This is a genomic window from Levilactobacillus parabrevis ATCC 53295, from assembly GCF_001434055.1.
Taxonomy (GTDB): Bacteria; Bacillota; Bacilli; order Lactobacillales; family Lactobacillaceae; genus Levilactobacillus; species Levilactobacillus parabrevis.
This window is the reverse complement of the sequence record NZ_AZCZ01000003.1, coordinates 1-15,260: the sequence shown is the minus strand read 5'-3', so window position 1 is coordinate 15,260 and position 15,260 is coordinate 1. Positions and strand designations below refer to the sequence as shown.

At 49.3% G+C, this 15,260-nt stretch carries 16 protein-coding genes; 4 read left to right on the top strand and 12 right to left on the bottom strand.

Going from position 1 to position 15,260, the window contains the following annotated elements; translation table 11 throughout:
* Nucleotides 1–2: 2 nt before the first annotated feature.
* The 7 genes from FD07_RS01180 to fabV all read right to left on the bottom strand — a co-directional run bounded on the left by FD07_RS01180 (nt 3) and on the right by fabV (nt 7,284).
* The gene (locus tag FD07_RS01180) at nt 3–1,037 is read right to left on the bottom strand and encodes a DUF916 and DUF3324 domain-containing protein (protein ID WP_020088429.1); all 1,035 of its coding nucleotides are present in this window, start codon (nt 1,035–1,037) and stop codon (nt 3–5) included.
* Nucleotides 1,038–1,094: 57 nt separating this feature from the next.
* Nucleotides 1,095–1,736 (bottom strand): WxL domain-containing protein, encoded by a 642-nt coding sequence (locus FD07_RS01175; RefSeq protein WP_020088428.1) that lies wholly within the window; start codon nt 1,734–1,736, stop codon nt 1,095–1,097.
* A 250-nt stretch (nt 1,737–1,986) separates the two neighbouring features.
* Nucleotides 1,987–2,649, bottom strand: coding sequence for a hypothetical protein (locus tag FD07_RS01170; protein ID WP_020088427.1), 663 nt, complete (start codon nt 2,647–2,649; stop codon nt 1,987–1,989).
* 504 nt (nt 2,650–3,153) lie between these two features.
* Nucleotides 3,154–4,524 (bottom strand): amino acid permease, encoded by a 1,371-nt coding sequence (locus FD07_RS01165; protein WP_027825881.1) that lies wholly within the window; start codon nt 4,522–4,524, stop codon nt 3,154–3,156.
* Between the two features lie 303 nt (nt 4,525–4,827).
* Nucleotides 4,828–5,346, bottom strand: a complete 519-nt coding sequence (locus FD07_RS01160) for a GNAT family N-acetyltransferase (RefSeq protein ID WP_020088425.1) — start codon at nt 5,344–5,346, stop codon at nt 4,828–4,830.
* A 28-nt stretch (nt 5,347–5,374) separates the two neighbouring features.
* Entirely contained in the window at nt 5,375–5,821 is a 447-nt protein-coding gene (locus FD07_RS01155) for a flavodoxin domain-containing protein (protein WP_020088424.1), read from the bottom strand.
* A 272-nt stretch (nt 5,822–6,093) separates the two neighbouring features.
* The gene (gene fabV / locus FD07_RS01150; RefSeq protein WP_027825880.1) at nt 6,094–7,284 is read right to left on the bottom strand and encodes an enoyl-[acyl-carrier-protein] reductase FabV; all 1,191 of its coding nucleotides are present in this window, start codon (nt 7,282–7,284) and stop codon (nt 6,094–6,096) included.
* 196 nt (nt 7,285–7,480) lie between these two features.
* Here fabV and FD07_RS01145 point away from each other — a divergent pair, with 196 nt between their 5' ends.
* Complete coding sequence (locus tag FD07_RS01145) at nt 7,481–7,753, top strand: hypothetical protein (RefSeq protein ID WP_020088422.1); 273 nt, start codon at nt 7,481–7,483, stop codon at nt 7,751–7,753.
* A gap of 228 nt (nt 7,754–7,981) precedes the next feature.
* Nucleotides 7,982–8,260, top strand: a complete 279-nt coding sequence (locus FD07_RS01140) for a hypothetical protein (RefSeq protein ID WP_020088421.1) — start codon at nt 7,982–7,984, stop codon at nt 8,258–8,260.
* A 226-nt stretch (nt 8,261–8,486) separates the two neighbouring features.
* On the opposite strand, the gene FD07_RS01135 is transcribed toward FD07_RS01140, so the two are convergent.
* The 4 genes from FD07_RS01135 to FD07_RS01120 all read right to left on the bottom strand — a co-directional run bounded on the left by FD07_RS01135 (nt 8,487) and on the right by FD07_RS01120 (nt 11,539).
* The gene (locus FD07_RS01135) at nt 8,487–9,485 is read right to left on the bottom strand and encodes a tRNA dihydrouridine synthase (protein ID WP_020088420.1); all 999 of its coding nucleotides are present in this window, start codon (nt 9,483–9,485) and stop codon (nt 8,487–8,489) included.
* A gap of 131 nt (nt 9,486–9,616) precedes the next feature.
* Nucleotides 9,617–10,588 (bottom strand): DUF4097 family beta strand repeat-containing protein, encoded by a 972-nt coding sequence (locus FD07_RS01130; RefSeq protein WP_020088419.1) that lies wholly within the window; start codon nt 10,586–10,588, stop codon nt 9,617–9,619.
* Complete coding sequence (locus FD07_RS01125; protein WP_020088418.1) at nt 10,585–11,229, bottom strand: DUF1700 domain-containing protein; 645 nt, start codon at nt 11,227–11,229, stop codon at nt 10,585–10,587. The genes FD07_RS01130 and FD07_RS01125 overlap by 4 nt, the downstream gene beginning before the upstream one ends.
* Nucleotides 11,222–11,539 (bottom strand): PadR family transcriptional regulator, encoded by a 318-nt coding sequence (locus FD07_RS01120; RefSeq protein WP_020088417.1) that lies wholly within the window; start codon nt 11,537–11,539, stop codon nt 11,222–11,224. The genes FD07_RS01125 and FD07_RS01120 overlap by 8 nt, the downstream gene beginning before the upstream one ends.
* A 259-nt stretch (nt 11,540–11,798) precedes the next feature.
* Here FD07_RS01120 and FD07_RS01115 point away from each other — a divergent pair, with 259 nt between their 5' ends.
* Both FD07_RS01115 and FD07_RS01110 read left to right on the top strand, forming a co-directional pair.
* A complete protein-coding gene (locus FD07_RS01115) occupies nt 11,799–12,356 on the top strand; it encodes a cysteine hydrolase family protein (RefSeq protein WP_020088416.1) in 558 nt (185 codons plus the stop codon).
* A gap of 397 nt (nt 12,357–12,753) precedes the next feature.
* Nucleotides 12,754–13,689: a C39 family peptidase gene (locus FD07_RS01110; RefSeq protein ID WP_020088415.1), complete on the top strand. Its 936-nt coding sequence runs from the start codon at nt 12,754–12,756 to the stop codon at nt 13,687–13,689.
* An 831-nt stretch (nt 13,690–14,520) separates the two neighbouring features.
* Here the strand turns inward: FD07_RS01110 and FD07_RS01105 are convergent.
* Nucleotides 14,521–15,260: RNA-guided endonuclease InsQ/TnpB family protein (locus tag FD07_RS01105; RefSeq protein ID WP_156403278.1), on the bottom strand; the 740-nt coding region annotated here is incomplete at its 5' end.

Below are 15,260 nucleotides of genomic sequence, written 5' to 3'. Positions count from 1 at the left end.
CCTTACTTCGTGTCGGGTGTGTGTCGGTTACGATAGATGAGATAGCCAATAATGGCTAACAGGATGACGATCAAGAGTACCAGTAACAGGTACAACAGGTAATTTGGTTGGGTCGGAGTTAAGGCGTGCCGGTTCAGCCGCTTGATGGTTGGACCGTTGATCGCGAAGTTGCGGACGAACTGCCACTGTTGATCACCGGATTTCGCCGTCAAGTACAACGTATAGTTGCCAGCAACTAAGGCCTCGTTACCCCAAGGAATCCCAAAGTTAAAATTACTGTTCGGCGCCATCCCCATCTGTCCCTGCTTCTGTGACAGCAGGGTCTGGTTACTGCCCGCCTTGGTCACCCGGGCGTTAACGGTCAACTTCTGTAGAATTCCGGGTTGAAAATTCTGCAGGTTGGCCGTCACGTAATTCCGGGCGTTGATCTGCGCAGTTGCGACCCGATCTAACCGGAGATCGGGCTTCACGGTCGCCCCCTCTTGCAGGGACAACCCAATAGCATACGCAAATGCATTCTTGATCATGATCTGACCGTCAGACTTCGCGTTCTCAGGATTCAATTGGGCGATATAAATGCCGCCCAAAATAACGCCACGAATCTTCTTTGCGGGCATCGTATAGCTCAGACTGACCTGCTTCTGTCCATTTGCCGGAACCGTCACGGTTTGGGTGGCGTTCTTGGTAAAGACATCGGCAATGCCCACCTTCAAGGACGAATCCCGCTTCGGGCTAAGCTGACTATAATCGATGACCCCATTATTATTAGTGACTGCCTGATTCACGCTGATGCGAAACTTCTGCGTCCGGTTACTGGTGTTGGCGACCACGACCTGTAGGTGTTGTGTTTGACCCGGCTTGACCCGTAAATCAAAATACGACACCTTTTTCGTGATCTGATTCGCCGGTAATACCGGCCGGACTGTATAACCCACATTATTTTCCGCCGTCTTGGCAGCTTGTGCCGTGGGCAAACTCCAAATCATCGCAACTAACGCGAGACTAATTGTCAGTAAGATCTTCCATCCACGCTTCATCACATACGCCCCCCTCATCACACAATGACACGCTAACGACACAAATCAACGACTAACTCATTGTGGCGTATCGTTTAGCTGCCAAGTCATCGTTGACGTGTAGACCCCACCAAGTTGCCCTGCTGGTACCGCCAATGAAACTTCAGCCAAACCGTAGTTGGCATCCCAGATTCCTAAACCGCCCTTAGCAACAGCGCTGTAGATAAGTTCGTTAGTTCCGGTACCGTCCAGCTTAAATGCTGAAGCCGTTGGTGCCGTGGATGGGTTGCCCGTGTTGGCAGCCGCGATGTCAGGTTCACCCAATGAAAGGACGGCGCCCTTCAGAGTGTCCCCACCAGCGTCCGTAAACGGCGTATTCTTCACTTGAACATTCCACCCACTTGGTAACCCAGGGTTGGATACTTCAACTGGATTGTCCGCCGTTGTTGCGTTATACGTCATATCAATTTTGCCGTTTGGGGTGGCGTTGGCGCCAAATCCGATATTAGGTGCCGAGTCCAGTGCAATCGCTGCGGTGGAACTCGTATCGAATTCAGCCGTGGTCGTAGTCGTTTGTGAGGTTGGACCTACACTACTACTGCTATCACTGTCGCTACTCGACGTGTCGGTCGTTACCGCATAGGCTGGTACCGCACCGATGCCCAGTGCTAAGGCTGCAACACCACATAGCAATGTAGCCTTCATTAACTTTCGAGTCATGATACTCACTCCTCATATTTGCTAAATTTATACCTCCCGATTACCCGTTTTAGCAAACATGGATGGCCCCGGTAATGGCTAAGCCACCCGTGACGTTACAGACTAAATTATTCCGTGCTGGCCACCTTGTTCACCAGCCGTCTGTCCGAAGCCGTGTCTTACTTGTCTCTACATGCTTGATTCACTAGATGATGATACCCGGTGGTAAATAAAAAGGCCAGCTTTTCGCCGACCTTTCGTACCTAGTCACTTAGTGATGGAAATCGCCCACCGTTAAGCCCCTTAAATCATTAAGCCACTGAGTAGTCTTTTGATCGGTTCCCGGCGTTACCTGGAAACCTAAGGGCGCAAATAGCGCCGCTACGGCAGGCCATTGGAGCTGATTGGCGACTAGAAAGCTACCTGCCAATTGCTGGCGTTGTTTGACGGTCACAGAGACCGCGCTGACCGTTAATAAGTTCACCGCCAATTGGTCGGCCAAAAGCTGTTGCCATGCGGCTTCGCTGAGCGGTGAGATGATCTGACGTGGCGTCGCTAACGGTACGACTGGGCCTTCACGTACGAGCAGCCGTTGCCACCGCAGCGCCTGTCCGGCCAGTAGCCCGTAGAACTGCCACGGCACCTGATTGCCGATACGTTGTAGGGTTGTCGCCGTTAGGGCTGTGACGTCCCACTGAACCTGGCCTTCACCCTGAGCCAGCGCCGTCTGGAGCCATTCACTGAAGAAGCGCTGGACGGTGGCATCAACGATTGGCGGGAGCTTGCTCCCCTGCACCAAGTGATAGCGGCCGAGCAAAAAGTCCTCAACCTGGTCCCAGCCAATGGTGCGACTGGTTTGTTGCTGTTTACGCCGCCGAATTTGCCGCAACTGTTTGAGACGACTCGACTTACCATAATTCCCTGGACGACTCATAATTTGCCCCATTTCCTTCGATTTTTGACGGTAAATCCTGCCAAATTTGGATAAAATCACACCTAAAATCCGTGCAAATTTGGACGCTCTACCAACGAAAACTGACCGTTCATTTCGGGTAAGTATCCGTTCAACTTCAAGATCAATTGAAACACGCTAAAGATATTATAGTCATTTTCAACTAAAAATAGCCAGCTAATCCAACACAAATTGTGTCACGACTAGCTGACTATTGATGATTTACGATTATTAAAAAACGATGCAATTCCCCAGCGATGACAGACAATTACCTGACTAACGACTGTCCCGCCGGAGGAGGACAGGATGGCGCCGGCCGTGACGATGACCTTAGCTGGCGTTTTAGGCCAGGTTAGGTCATGGGACGAGCTTGAAGACGGCTGAACTTTGACGGCTTCAAGTCGAGGTTCAAGACCGCCCTTTGGCTTGGACCGGTCCCCACAGCAGGCAGAATTCTGGCAGCCGCAGGCGACGATTGTTGGTCAGTTATAAAGTCTTTTCCTCGTTTTCGCGGGGTTGGTACTTTCTGAAGTAGATGATGGTCATGATAGCCAGGAAGACCACCCCAACCAGGATCGATACCCGCGTCTCAGGATTCAGGAACATAAAGATCAGCGTAATCGCCAGGAAGACCAGCGTTACGTAGTTCGACCACGGCGCAAACGGCATCTTGAACGGATGGGTAGCCATTTCCTTTGGATTTTGCTTACGGAATTCAATCTCACTGATCAGAATCACAAACCACGGCACCATACCGGGTAGAACACTGGAACTGTAAACCATAACGAAAATCTGGCTGGCATCCTTGAAGAACATCGGTAAGACCACGTTCAACACGACCCCGATACCGATCCCGATAGAAATCGCGATAACGGCATATACGGGCACCCCATGACGATTCAGCAGCGTCACTTTTCGTGGCAACTGTTGCTTTTCCGCCAAGGTAAACGCCATCCGACTGGCACTGTAAATCCCGGAGTTCGACCCGGACAGTGCGGCCGTGATCACCACGAAGTTAATGATCGAAGCAGCTGCAGTGATCCCAATCTTAGCAAACGTCTGCACGAAGGGTGACCCAATCTGATTCAATTGGTTCCATGGGTAAATGCTGACGATAACGAAGATGGCCCCCACGTAAAAGATCAGGATTCGGGCAACCGTTGACCGAATCGCCGTCACCAGCGTGTGCTGGGGGTTCTCGGCTTCACCAGCCGTGACCCCGATCAACTCAATCCCCTGATACGACGCTAGCACAATAGCCAACGCGAAGATAAACCCTTTGGCGCCACCGGTGAAGAAACCACCATGCGTCCACAGGTTACTGATACCGACCGCGTGACCGCCATTCCCAAAACCAAAGAGGATGACCCCTAGGCCAGCAATGATCATCAGCACAATCGTGACCACTTTGATCAGGGCGAACCAGAATTCCAACTCCCCAAACATCTTGACCGAAATCAAGTTAGCGATACATAGAAAGGTAATCGCCACTAGACCAGGAATCCAGTCCGGCAAGTTCGGCCACCAGAAACGGAAGTAACCGCCCAAAGCAATCATTTCACTCATCCCAACGACAATGAATTGGAAGATATTACTCCAAGCCGTGAGATACCCAAAAACTGGGTGCATGTATTCGGAAGCAAAAGTTGAGAAGGACCCGGTTGTGGGGTGAACGTAGAGCATTTCCCCCAAGGCCCGCATAATTAAGTATAAGAAAACACCGGAGATAATATAGGCGATGAGGACGGAAGGTCCCGTCCACTTGATTGTGGAACCAGACCCCATAAATAATCCAACGCCGATCGTTCCGCCCAACGCAATCATCTGCATTTGGCGTGCGCTTAGTCTTCTTTGCAATCTAATTCCTTCTTTCTATCCCCTATTATCAGGGATTATTCAGTTTAAAGATTAAAAGTATATGAGAATATGCTACCTGGTTCTGAGCAATTAAGCAACTGCTTTTTAAGCTCCCAGGAAAGTATTCACAAATTCCAATCCCAATTATGCCGCAACGGCGGCGTTTATTCAAACTTGATGTATAAAAAAAGAAGCCACCGCCGGCACTAGACCGGTAACGGCTTCCGTTAAAATTATTTTTTCGTATAAATATTTTGTTAAGCCCGGTTCGTTTGGTGACTAACGGTTTCCCGCCAACCCTACCTAGATAAGCTTTTCGTAAACGAAGCAGACATCGTCTGGGTGGTAGACGCCGTCGATTTGGCCAACCTTTTTGAAACCAAACTTTTCGATCAAGTGTTGCATCTTCAAGTTGTCCCGGTGGGTATCAATTCGGATGCTCCGTGCCGCGGGATGGTGCTCGTCGATGTAGTCGAAGAGGTCCCGGAAGAGCTGCGAGGCGTAGCCGTTACCCTGATGATGCGAGAAGATAGCGACCCGATGAACCGTGACGTATGCCTTGGTGTCGGAAAGCCATTCTCCCTTCATCGTGTCGTAGGCGTGGTCCGGTGCTTCGATCACAGCGGCGACCCCTAACGTTTCGTGGTCATCACTGTTATAAATAACGGCCCGACCGTCCTCAATGTCACCTTTGATGACGGCGCGGTTGGGATAGTTATTTTGCCATTGGTCGATTCCGGCATCAGCGAGTTGCTTCTTGCCATCTTCAATGATGTCACACACTAAATCGATTTCTTCTGGTTTTGCTTTACGTAAGTACATACTGGTTTCACCTCGTTAAATTTTCCGATTAATCTTCGACGCTCTTTAAAACGCGTTGTGCGAGTTGATCAACACGTGCCCAGTCAGCGTCATCGGGATCTTGGTCGATCTTGACGGAGTCCGCTACCTGTTCGCCGTTACTGGAGTTTAATTGCATCGTTAAGTAATCCACGGCCCGACCAAAGTGGATGTGTTTTTTAGAACTAGAACCCAGAACTGCGAACTTGGTGCGTTCCAGGTCAATTTCCTTGAGGTCTTCAAAGAAATCCTGAGCCTCATCGGGTAAATCACCATCATGATAAGTGTAACTCACCACGATGACGGCATCCGCTTGGGGCAATTCAAAGGCATCCGCCTGAGAAATTTCGGTCACGAGAGTTTGGGATTTAGAAGCCAATTGTGCTTGTAGGTGACCAGCAATGGCGCGGTTACGGCCTGACATGCTGGCAAAAACGATTTGAATATTTGGGGTCATAGTTGTGTAAGTTCTCCTTAATTTTAAGCATTAGATTGTGACGCGTCTGTGATTCGGTTAGCGGTTAAGCCACACTAACTGCATAGATCGACGGTCAAATGATGTAGCACCCTCATCGCATTCGCAATGGAAGCCGCCATAGACTGCTGAGTATTATAGACCTTTTTTCGTCGATTCCCTAGCAAAAAGCAACGACTCTCAGAAAATTATAATTTGGCTTCGCTTACATAAGGTTAGTGCTAAAAAGGCATTATGACGGGCTTATGGAACACCTAGTCATGCCATTGGTTCAGCTCGGTCAGATCAAAATCAGCGGTCACTCCCGGAACATCAAAGCCGCTCAACTGGCGGAACTCCCGCCGATATTGTTGGTAACCTGGTAAATTTCGTGTGAAAGTCGCGGGCGTAATCTTGGGCAGAATACGGGCAACTTGATCTTGCGTCATGGCCGCGAGTTCCCAAGCATCCGGCCGTAACCGACCCAATTCATCGACCTGACGCTGCCGACCGTAAACCATGTCCCGAAACAGCCGATCTTGGTGTTCTACGGTTGTTTCATGGGTGCCAGTGACCTGTTCTGCTTGTAACAACGCTAAGCAATACCGCGAGAATCCCGGAATGACCGCCGCAGCCTTAGTCGTTGCTGAACGGTTCACGCTGATCAGGGCCTCCCCACCGGTCGGACCCAGCTTCGCCTGCAACCGCCGTGCACTGGCTTCAGCCGCGCGTTTTGCCTGCCCCAACGTCCCATCGTGATAAATCGCCGCAGTCGCTGTCGGTCCTTCATAGGAGAATAGAATTGTCTTACAATTGGGTGCCAGAACACCAGCTGACCTGAGCGCCGTCACCCACAATTCCCAGTCCTCACCACCCATGACGTGGGTGGTTGCTGCAATCTCTTCCGGGGTTGCGGGCGTTATTGTTTGTTTCACCAACTCTTCACGTTCCAAATCAACTGAAAAATCGGTAACTGGTGCACCAATCGGCTTAATCACGGAACGCCAGACCTCATCCGGATTTTCAGGATTGATCCGCTTGGGCGCCGCAATCGAATACACCAACAGGTCGATTGGCCCATCCAAACGCTGCCGAACGTAGTCAATCACCAGTTGTTTCGTACTATTTAGAAAGACATTGGCATTGAAGTTCTGCGCAACGAGGCCGGCCCGTTCCGCAGCCTGTTTGAAATACACCTGATTCCACCAGCCAGCCGCTCCGAGAAAATCATCGTGGGGTGGTCGCGCATACCCGACTGAAATCGTGGTAGCGCCCTGTCCAAACGCCGCTGTCAGTCGACTACCTAAGCCGTAACTGGCCGACCCACCAAGAATCAACGCGCGTTTTGCCCCGGCGTAGGCTCCCCGCTGCCGCACCGTTTCAATCTGCTGGGCCATCATCCGTTCTAAGCCATGCGGATTGACCGAACGGGAAACGTTGCCCGTAATCTTTTCGGATAGTTGCATGTTGGTCACCGAACCTTCCATTTTTCTCTAATTTAGCACTCTTTTGATGAAAGCGATACCTTGGTTGACTCACCACTCTTTGCCACTGACTGGGCGACTCTCGGGAGGCGATTTAATAGTTGTATCGCTCAACCAACTTGGGTATGATAAACAAGTTATGTCCTATACCTCAGCAATTCAAGGGAGAAATTCAAACATGTTTAAAAGTAAACTCACCAAGTCACTGACCGTTCTAGTCGCCGCAATCATCGTGGCCATCGCCATTCCCACCGCTCTGGGCGCGAACAACGCTCAGGCTTCAGGCAACTATACCTTCAACGGTCAAGCCTACAAATCTGCGACGGCTAAGCAACGGGCAGCCAAGCATTGGCAAAGCCAACGCCTAACCGAAACGCAAAAGCAATTGGTCCAAGCTGCCAACCGCGAGGCCGCAACGTCTACCCGCCTCAGCCACAGCTTCAGTAACTAACTTGATTCTTGAAAACAGCGGTAGCCACTCCCCATGGAGCGCTATCGCTTTATTTTTTACAATATTATGGAAGCGATGCCTTTATTTTGCCATCAGTATTCTGCGCTAATCGCCCGTCATACCGGCGAAAATTACTAGTTGCATAGACCAACTAACTTACGGTATGATGGTTGAGCTGCTCATCAGAGTTCAGCGGAAATCAGGCATAAGTAAAGGGGAATTTTCAATATGTTTAAGAGTAAACTCGCAAAATCCATTATCGCTTTAGTTGCAGTGGTCATCGTTGCCATTGCCATTCCAGCCGCTATCGGCGCCAATAACGTCGAAGCTTCCGGTGATTACACGTTCAACGGCAAGACATACAAGTCTGAAGACGCCAAGAACGCCGCCGTTCGCAAGTGGAGCGACAGTCGCCTCACCGACACGCAAAAGAAACTGGTTCAAGCTGCTAACGACGAAGCCGCTGCCTCAACTGGCTTCACTAGCAGTATCTACCGGGCACGTTAAGACTAATTACATCAGCTATTGTTTAAGGGCGCCAACTCGTGATGAGTTAGCGCCCTTTAATTTTACACATCTCTATCAGGAGTGTTAGGTTCACCTCTCGTGCGGGTGATCAGTCGCCGGTGGCTACTACATCACCGCCAATTCACGATTCATTCAAGCAATCAACTAATTTTGTTAAAACAAAGGTCCCGAGGAAAAATTCCCCAGGACCTTTTGTCAGTCAATGCTATTTCGTAAATTCCGAATCCGCTAGCAACTGCCGTACTTCATCGGTCGTGTGGGTCTCCATCATTGCGTTCCGCAAGCTAGCGGCGTTGGGTTCACTCCGCACGTAAATCTTGAAGAAACGCTTGAGTGAGGCAAACCGCGACGTGTCGAACCGTTGCTCGAATTCATCGTAGAGGTCGAGTTGGTAATCCAACAGCCCGAGTAATTCCTTGACGTCATGGTGTTGCGGCGTCTTCTCAAAGGCAAACGGACTCGTGAAGATGCCACGGCCAATCATGATACCGTCCACGCCGGGATGTGCCTTGGCCAAAGCCAGACCCTCTTGGTAGTTTTCAATATCCCCATTTAACTGTAGCAGGGTATGGGGCGCTACCTCATCACGTAACTTCACGATGTCATCGATCAGTTCGAAATGGGCGGGCACACGACTCATTTCCTTCTTCGTCCGCAGGTGAATCGTCAGTAACGGAATATCCTGCTTGAACAGGAAGGTCAGCCAATCACGCCACTCATCCAAGCGACTGTAGCCCAACCGCGTCTTCACGCTTACGGGCAAGCCGGCCGTCTTGGCACCGGCAATCACGGCCGCCGCGCTATCAAAGTTGCGAATCAGATCACTCCCACCGTGATTTTTGATGACAGTTGAATCCGGGCAACCCATGTTGATATCGATGGCTTCGTAGCCCCGTTCCTTCACGTTCTCTGCCGCACGGGCAAAGGCTTCTTCGTCGTTACCCCACAACTGGGCAACCGGCATGTGGGCCTCTTCAGGTGCCACGTAGAGCCGGCCAGCAACCGTGAATTTGGCCTTGGGATGGGTCACACTGATGGCGTTGGTAAATTCCGTAAAGAAGACGTCGGGTGCGGCCGCCCGGGCCACGACGCGCCGAAAGATGGCGTTCGTGACAGCTTCCATTGGTGCCAAACTGAAGAAGGGCCGGTCTTCGGCCTTGGCATGATCCGCGATATTTTGCCAGTAAGATGATGAATCAGACACGATAAAATCTCCTCTAGTACTTGTATTTGATGTTTAATCCGGTATAAAGCAGTCATTACATTCTACCACGTTTCGCCCCAGAAGCCAGAAAAAAAGAGTTGTGCGCAAGGCACAGCCCTTCTTAATACTGCTTAATCCGCTTCATCTGAAACCCGCACATCGCCGTCGCCCGCCGTTAATTGATACTGCGACTTGGCTTCCCGCCGTAACCAGTAACCGCTGTGGCGGTGTTTGCCGAGAACTGTGATGTCGCTCATATCGGCATCCTGTGAGAAGACTTTAGCACCCGCTGACTTGGCAATATCCGCGTGAATATCCCCATCGTTCGTGCGCGCCTTGAGCTTCTGCGCGATTCGATTACTTTGGAGGCTGATGTCCCCATCGTTCGAATCGATACGGCCACCTCCCAGCTGACTGGTCGACAACCGCACGTCGCCGTCGGTCGAGGTAAACTGATTATCATTTGCCGTTAACTGGCTATTCGAGATGCCCATATCCCCGTCGTCAGCGTTGACTCGCAACTGTTTGGCCCGCACTTGATCCGCGTAAATGTCACCATCGGTTGAATAGACTGTAACGTTCCGATCGACCCGCAGTGCGTAGAGGTTGACGTCATCCGTGTTTTCAATGGCCACTTGCTTGACCCGCAACTGGCGCAGAGAGAGACTGCCGCTGCCCGTCTTCACGACAATGCTGTCTAACTTTTTATCTCGCGGCACGGTGATCAGCACGCCGCCACTGGTCGCCGTCCGGTCCGACACGCTAAAGATTGAGACGTTCAAGCGTTGAGACGAGACACCACCCTTGATGTGCAGTGTCCCTTTGGTCACACTGGCCTTAGGCAAGCCAGAAGCGCCATCAATGTAGCTAACAGTCACGCGATTGGTATCGCCATCCTTAATTGTGACCGGCGCTCGCGAATCTACCACGATCCGTTGGTAATCTCCTGGATGATAGCTACGTTTGACTTTCTGAATTGTTTTAAATCCCCGCGTTGACCTATTCCAGACGACGGCTTTATCGCCGTGATTCATCCAACCAATGCCGAATAAGGCGGCCCCCAAGACCATTAATGTTAACCCGATTTTTAAGCTTCGTTTCATAGCTTACGCCCCCGTTCTGCTCGACTCCGCGGAATGAAGCGACGGTAGATCCCCTTCGCCGCCCATGACAGTGCCCAAACAACTTTACTCCCGAACCATTTCAAAATTAACCACCCGATGATGCAGGCTCCTAGCGAAAATAACCCGATTCCTAGGTAAAAAAGTCCCGTCCACGGCGTCTGCCAAATGACGAAGAGTCCTGCAACAACACCTACTACCCCGACGGCCATCACACTAAACACAATTGCGATTACAGCGACGACCAAACTCCCCAGCACGGCCACCATCGCAAATAATAAAGCTGCTATCACAATCAAAATTGGAATCGTGACTGGCGTTGACAACAATGCTAAGACAATCAGCCAGACTGTTCTCACGTTATTCTTAGTCGCCTGCACATTGGACCGTGATTGTCCCGTTGCGCCCGTTTCCTTAGTCCCTTGTTCACTCATTCGAATTGAATAATCCGCCAAGACTTTGCGTGCCAGTGACTTGGGTGTCCCCAACTCGTCGACAGCCTGCTGATACGTTTCAATTCCGGCATCTAATAAGTACTCGCGATAGTATTCCACCACGTCCTGTTGCTCCGCCGTCGTTAGCTGGCCCAGCAACTTTTCAATGGCCTGAATGTAATCATTCATGCGTATTTCCCTCCAATAACTGTGAGATTGCCTGGTTGAAGTCCTGCCAGTCCCCTTGAATTTCTGCTAAACGCTCCCGACCACTATCCGTCAACCGATAGTACCGCCGATTACGCCCCTGAAAGGGTTCGTCGTAAGTGTCTAGCCAGCCATTTTTCTTCAGCCGCCGCAACACAGGGTATAGGGTTGATTCCGAGATTGGCAAGAGTTGCCGTACTTCCTGGGTCAGCGTGTAACCGTAGTGATCCTGCTGTGTCAGCAGGCCCAACACACTACCATCAAGAAGCTCGGTCGGTACCTGAATGGCCATATATTTTCCTCCTCATAATATTATACGCGATATAATATAAATTCACCAACAGTATACGAAACTCCTGGCTGTGTGTCAATATTTTCTGACAGTTATTTTATAAATAGTAGGCCTTGTCGTAAGTCCGCTACCATCCTACTGATCATCCGACATTATTAATGAATTCGACTTAGTTATTAATTTACTAATGACCAACCTTATTGACAACGCCGGTCTTGCTCGGCATACTAGCCCAAACAAGGTAAGGAGACGATCAGATATGACCAATCATCAAGCATTGTTAATTATCGACTACACCAACGACTTCGTGGCGGATAAGGGCGCCCTGACTTGTGGTGAGCCTGGACAAAAACTAGCTCCCGCAATCGTTGCGTTGGCGGATCAGATGCATCAGGCTGGCGACTGGGTGCTCTTGCCCACGGACGTCCACACGCCCAACGATCCCTACCACCCCGAGACCAAGCTCTTCCCACCCCACAATGTCCGCAACACTTGGGGCCGAGAACTCTTTGGTCCGGTCAAGAATTGGGTCGATCAGCATGCCGCAGATGACAATGTCTGGCTGTTCGACAAGACCCGCTACAGCGCCTTTGCTGGCACCGACCTCGATCTGCGTCTACGTGAACGTCACGTAGATACTCTTCATTTAACCGGTGTCTGCACGGACATCTGCGTGCTTCACACGGCGGTCGACGCCTATAATCTGGGCTATCAGCTGGTGATCCACCGCAATGCTGTGGCTAGCTTCAACCAGGTCGGACACGACTGGGCGCTAACCCACTTTGAGACGGCGCTGGGTGCGAAGATTGTGGATTAACTAAATTTTGAAAAGTAAGACGATAGGCTGCATTCTCTAAACCATGAGAATGCAGCCTTTGTGCTATCGTATACACTCATCTTTCTGCCAATTATCGTTTTCAATCTAAAGCATCTCAATGTTAGCCGGTATCAGTGCTTACAAAATATATCAGAATAATGAAATTATAATATTACTTTTTTCTTTATCCTAGAGCCTTTTTGTTTCTTATCTTCTCTACATTCCCTTATACCACAACGTTTTCGCAATTAAAAAAGATAAAAATCTTGTAAGGAATTCTATAGTGCAAAATTCCTTACAAGCTTAACTTAAAGTTTTATATATATAATGTCATCGCTCGAAACATTTTTGATGTATAATCAAGGCTGTGACAAACATACATACAGGAGGAATCACAATGGTTAAAACTAGTCTAAGCAAAAGACTACTCCGCAATGGGGCAGCCCTACTCGCTATCATTACGGTTGGCAGCACTGTCAACATCCCATTGACAGCACCCGCATCAGTTACCGCCAACGCCGCCACGAAAACGGTTCCAGAACAAACCAGCAAGTCCTGGAAATCATATAAGCACGAAATTCACTTTGTTAAGAAGGGTTATAAGGTCTATCAAAACAAGTGGCATGCTGTTTCATCTTCAAATAAGCTTTTCCACAAGGCCTACAAAGCAAACGGCAAATATAAATTGAGTAATGGTCGGACTTATTACCGGCTCTACAACTCAAAGAAAAATTACTTAGGTTACGTTAACGCTCACGCTGTAGCCACTAGCAAGGCAAGCAAGGTTATGAAAGTTCCTTATGTCAGTCAATATAAACCCGTCTTTGCACCTTGGGGTTGTGCTTCAGCTGCGATGACCATGCTACTCCGTTACCGTGGTGTGAAAGTTAACTTACGTTACGCACAGAATCATTTACCAATGGTTCCAACCAAAGGTGGTCAAAAGGGTAATGTCTACACCGGTGCTGGCTTCGGCCACGTTATTACCGCTGCTGCATTAACCAAGTACTCTCACCACTGGACGAAGCGGACCGCAAACATTTCCAAAGCTAACGCCAACACCATCAAAATGTACGTTCAAGGTGGTTACCCTGTCTTGTTCTACGGTTACTCTTCCTACCAAAAGAATGCCGACAAGAAGCGGAACCATTGCAAGGTTATCGTTGGCTACAAGAATGGTAAGTTCAAGGTTAACGATCCCCTCTACTACAGCTCAACTGCTAAGGCCGGTACCGGTGGTAAGAACATGAAGTACGACCACGGTGCTATTAGCTGGGAATCTGTTTCTCACTTCAACAAGGAATATGGCAAGCAAGCTATCACGATCTATTAATTGGTTGTGATCAACTAAAAATATTCTATTAGCCGCTACACATCGGATGACTGTTGTGTAGCGGCTTTTTGTGCTGCAGTTTTCTTCCTTAACTGTAGCGTTGAGACTTTTCTACTTATTCAAAGATTCTCCCTCTAATTTCACGCTGTCGAAACGTGTTCCACAAGGCAGGTCCCTGCGCTTAACCCCAGTAAGGAAAAATCCAGGCCCAGAATTTTTCCCTTATTGACGTTAATGCTCAGGACCTAAACGCCCTGTTCCGCACTCTTCTACCAATCTAAGAATTTCTTATCTAATCCTTACCGTAACACCGTAGTTTCTCCGAACGATTGCTTGTAAACTAAGCTCTGTTGAATGGCATTGGCCACCTGCCTTTCAGTTTGCTAACCCCTCACCAAACTCGGGTATTTCCAACGGTCAAGTGCAAACGACTCATGTTCAGGTTCTTCTCCTCTTTATTTTGAAAGTACCACTCTTCCTCTAAATGCGAAATATCCTGGTCAGTTTCCCCGCTGACCAGGATATTTCTTTTGAACAAACTAGACTATTGTGAACCACATTGCACTTACCGCTACTTAACTCTCCCCAGGACCTCCACACAGTAATTAGTCTCCCCACAAACCGGACAGGTCAACTTCCGCGTTTTGGGTGTGTGGCCGGACCAGAAAGCCTGCGTCAACCACGCCCGTTTAAAAACGGACGCTTGTGAGAACCACACCCCATGGCATGGTGACCACAATTTGCTTAGATACAACGATTGCCTACGAATAGGACTTATCCGCTAATTACCAAAGCCTTTTAGGTCCGCAGGTTGCCAGGCGGACTCATTCCTTATAGTGTTGCTAAACCTTTTGCTAAAATGTTTTTAGCCGCGTTATGATCACGCATATGAAACGTGCAACAACTAAGACATGTCCACTTACGATCAGTCAACGTCAACTTGTTCTTACCAGTCATGATGTACCCACAATGGCTACAAGTTTGCGTTGTGTTTCGAGGGTTGACAGTCAAAAATCTCCGACCGTAAAAATCAGCTTTGTAGGACAGCATACCCAGTAAAGTTCGCCAGCCAACGTCCGCGATACTCATTGCCAAAGCGTGGTTTCGCAACATATTTTTACTCCGCAGTTCTTCAGCTACGACTAAATCGTGGTTTTTGATCAAGGCCGTAGAGACATGGTGCAGGAAGTTCTTGCGTTGGTTAGCGACTTTAAGCTGCAATTTAGCCACTAATGACCGTTGCTTTTGATAATTCTTTGATTCTGATAAGCATCGTTGGCTCTTCTTAGCTCGTCTATCCCGACGTGACAGTTTCCGCTGGGCTTCTGCTAATTTTCCTCTGATAGTCCGGTAGTAACGTGGGTTATCAATTACCTGCCCATTGGAGTCCGTCAGAAAATTATCAAGGTTCAAATCGATGCCGACTTTAGATTCAACGACTGATTGTTTTGAAACGAAAGGGTGTTCCGAACCCATCTGCAAGGACACAAAGTAATGGCCGACAGCATCCATTGAAACTGTTGTGGTCCCAATTCTAATATCATCAGCTTGAACTAAAATCTTCGGTGGCA

Bases quoted from the DNA above. Each gene is read 5' to 3' on its own strand.
- FD07_RS01180 (WP_020088429.1), bottom strand. From the start codon at position 1,037: ATGAAGCGTGGATGGAAGATCTTACTGACAATTAGTCTCGCGTTAGTT.
- FD07_RS01175 (WP_020088428.1), bottom strand. From the start codon at position 1,736: ATGACTCGAAAGTTAATGAAGGCTACATTGCTATGTGGTGTTGCAGCC.
- FD07_RS01170 (WP_020088427.1), bottom strand. From the start codon at position 2,649: ATGAGTCGTCCAGGGAATTATGGTAAGTCGAGTCGTCTCAAACAGTTG.
- FD07_RS01160 (WP_020088425.1), bottom strand. From the start codon at position 5,346: ATGTACTTACGTAAAGCAAAACCAGAAGAAATCGATTTAGTGTGTGAC.
- FD07_RS01155 (WP_020088424.1), bottom strand. From the start codon at position 5,821: ATGACCCCAAATATTCAAATCGTTTTTGCCAGCATGTCAGGCCGTAAC.
- fabV (WP_027825880.1), bottom strand. From the start codon at position 7,284: ATGCAACTATCCGAAAAGATTACGGGCAACGTTTCCCGTTCGGTCAAT.
- FD07_RS01145 (WP_020088422.1), top strand. From the start codon at position 7,481: ATGTTTAAAAGTAAACTCACCAAGTCACTGACCGTTCTAGTCGCCGCA.
- FD07_RS01140 (WP_020088421.1), top strand. From the start codon at position 7,982: ATGTTTAAGAGTAAACTCGCAAAATCCATTATCGCTTTAGTTGCAGTG.
- FD07_RS01130 (WP_020088419.1), bottom strand. From the start codon at position 10,588: ATGAAACGAAGCTTAAAAATCGGGTTAACATTAATGGTCTTGGGGGCC.
- FD07_RS01125 (WP_020088418.1), bottom strand. From the start codon at position 11,229: ATGAATGATTACATTCAGGCCATTGAAAAGTTGCTGGGCCAGCTAACG.
- FD07_RS01120 (WP_020088417.1), bottom strand. From the start codon at position 11,539: ATGGCCATTCAGGTACCGACCGAGCTTCTTGATGGTAGTGTGTTGGGC.
- FD07_RS01115 (WP_020088416.1), top strand. From the start codon at position 11,799: ATGACCAATCATCAAGCATTGTTAATTATCGACTACACCAACGACTTC.
- FD07_RS01110 (WP_020088415.1), top strand. From the start codon at position 12,754: ATGGTTAAAACTAGTCTAAGCAAAAGACTACTCCGCAATGGGGCAGCC.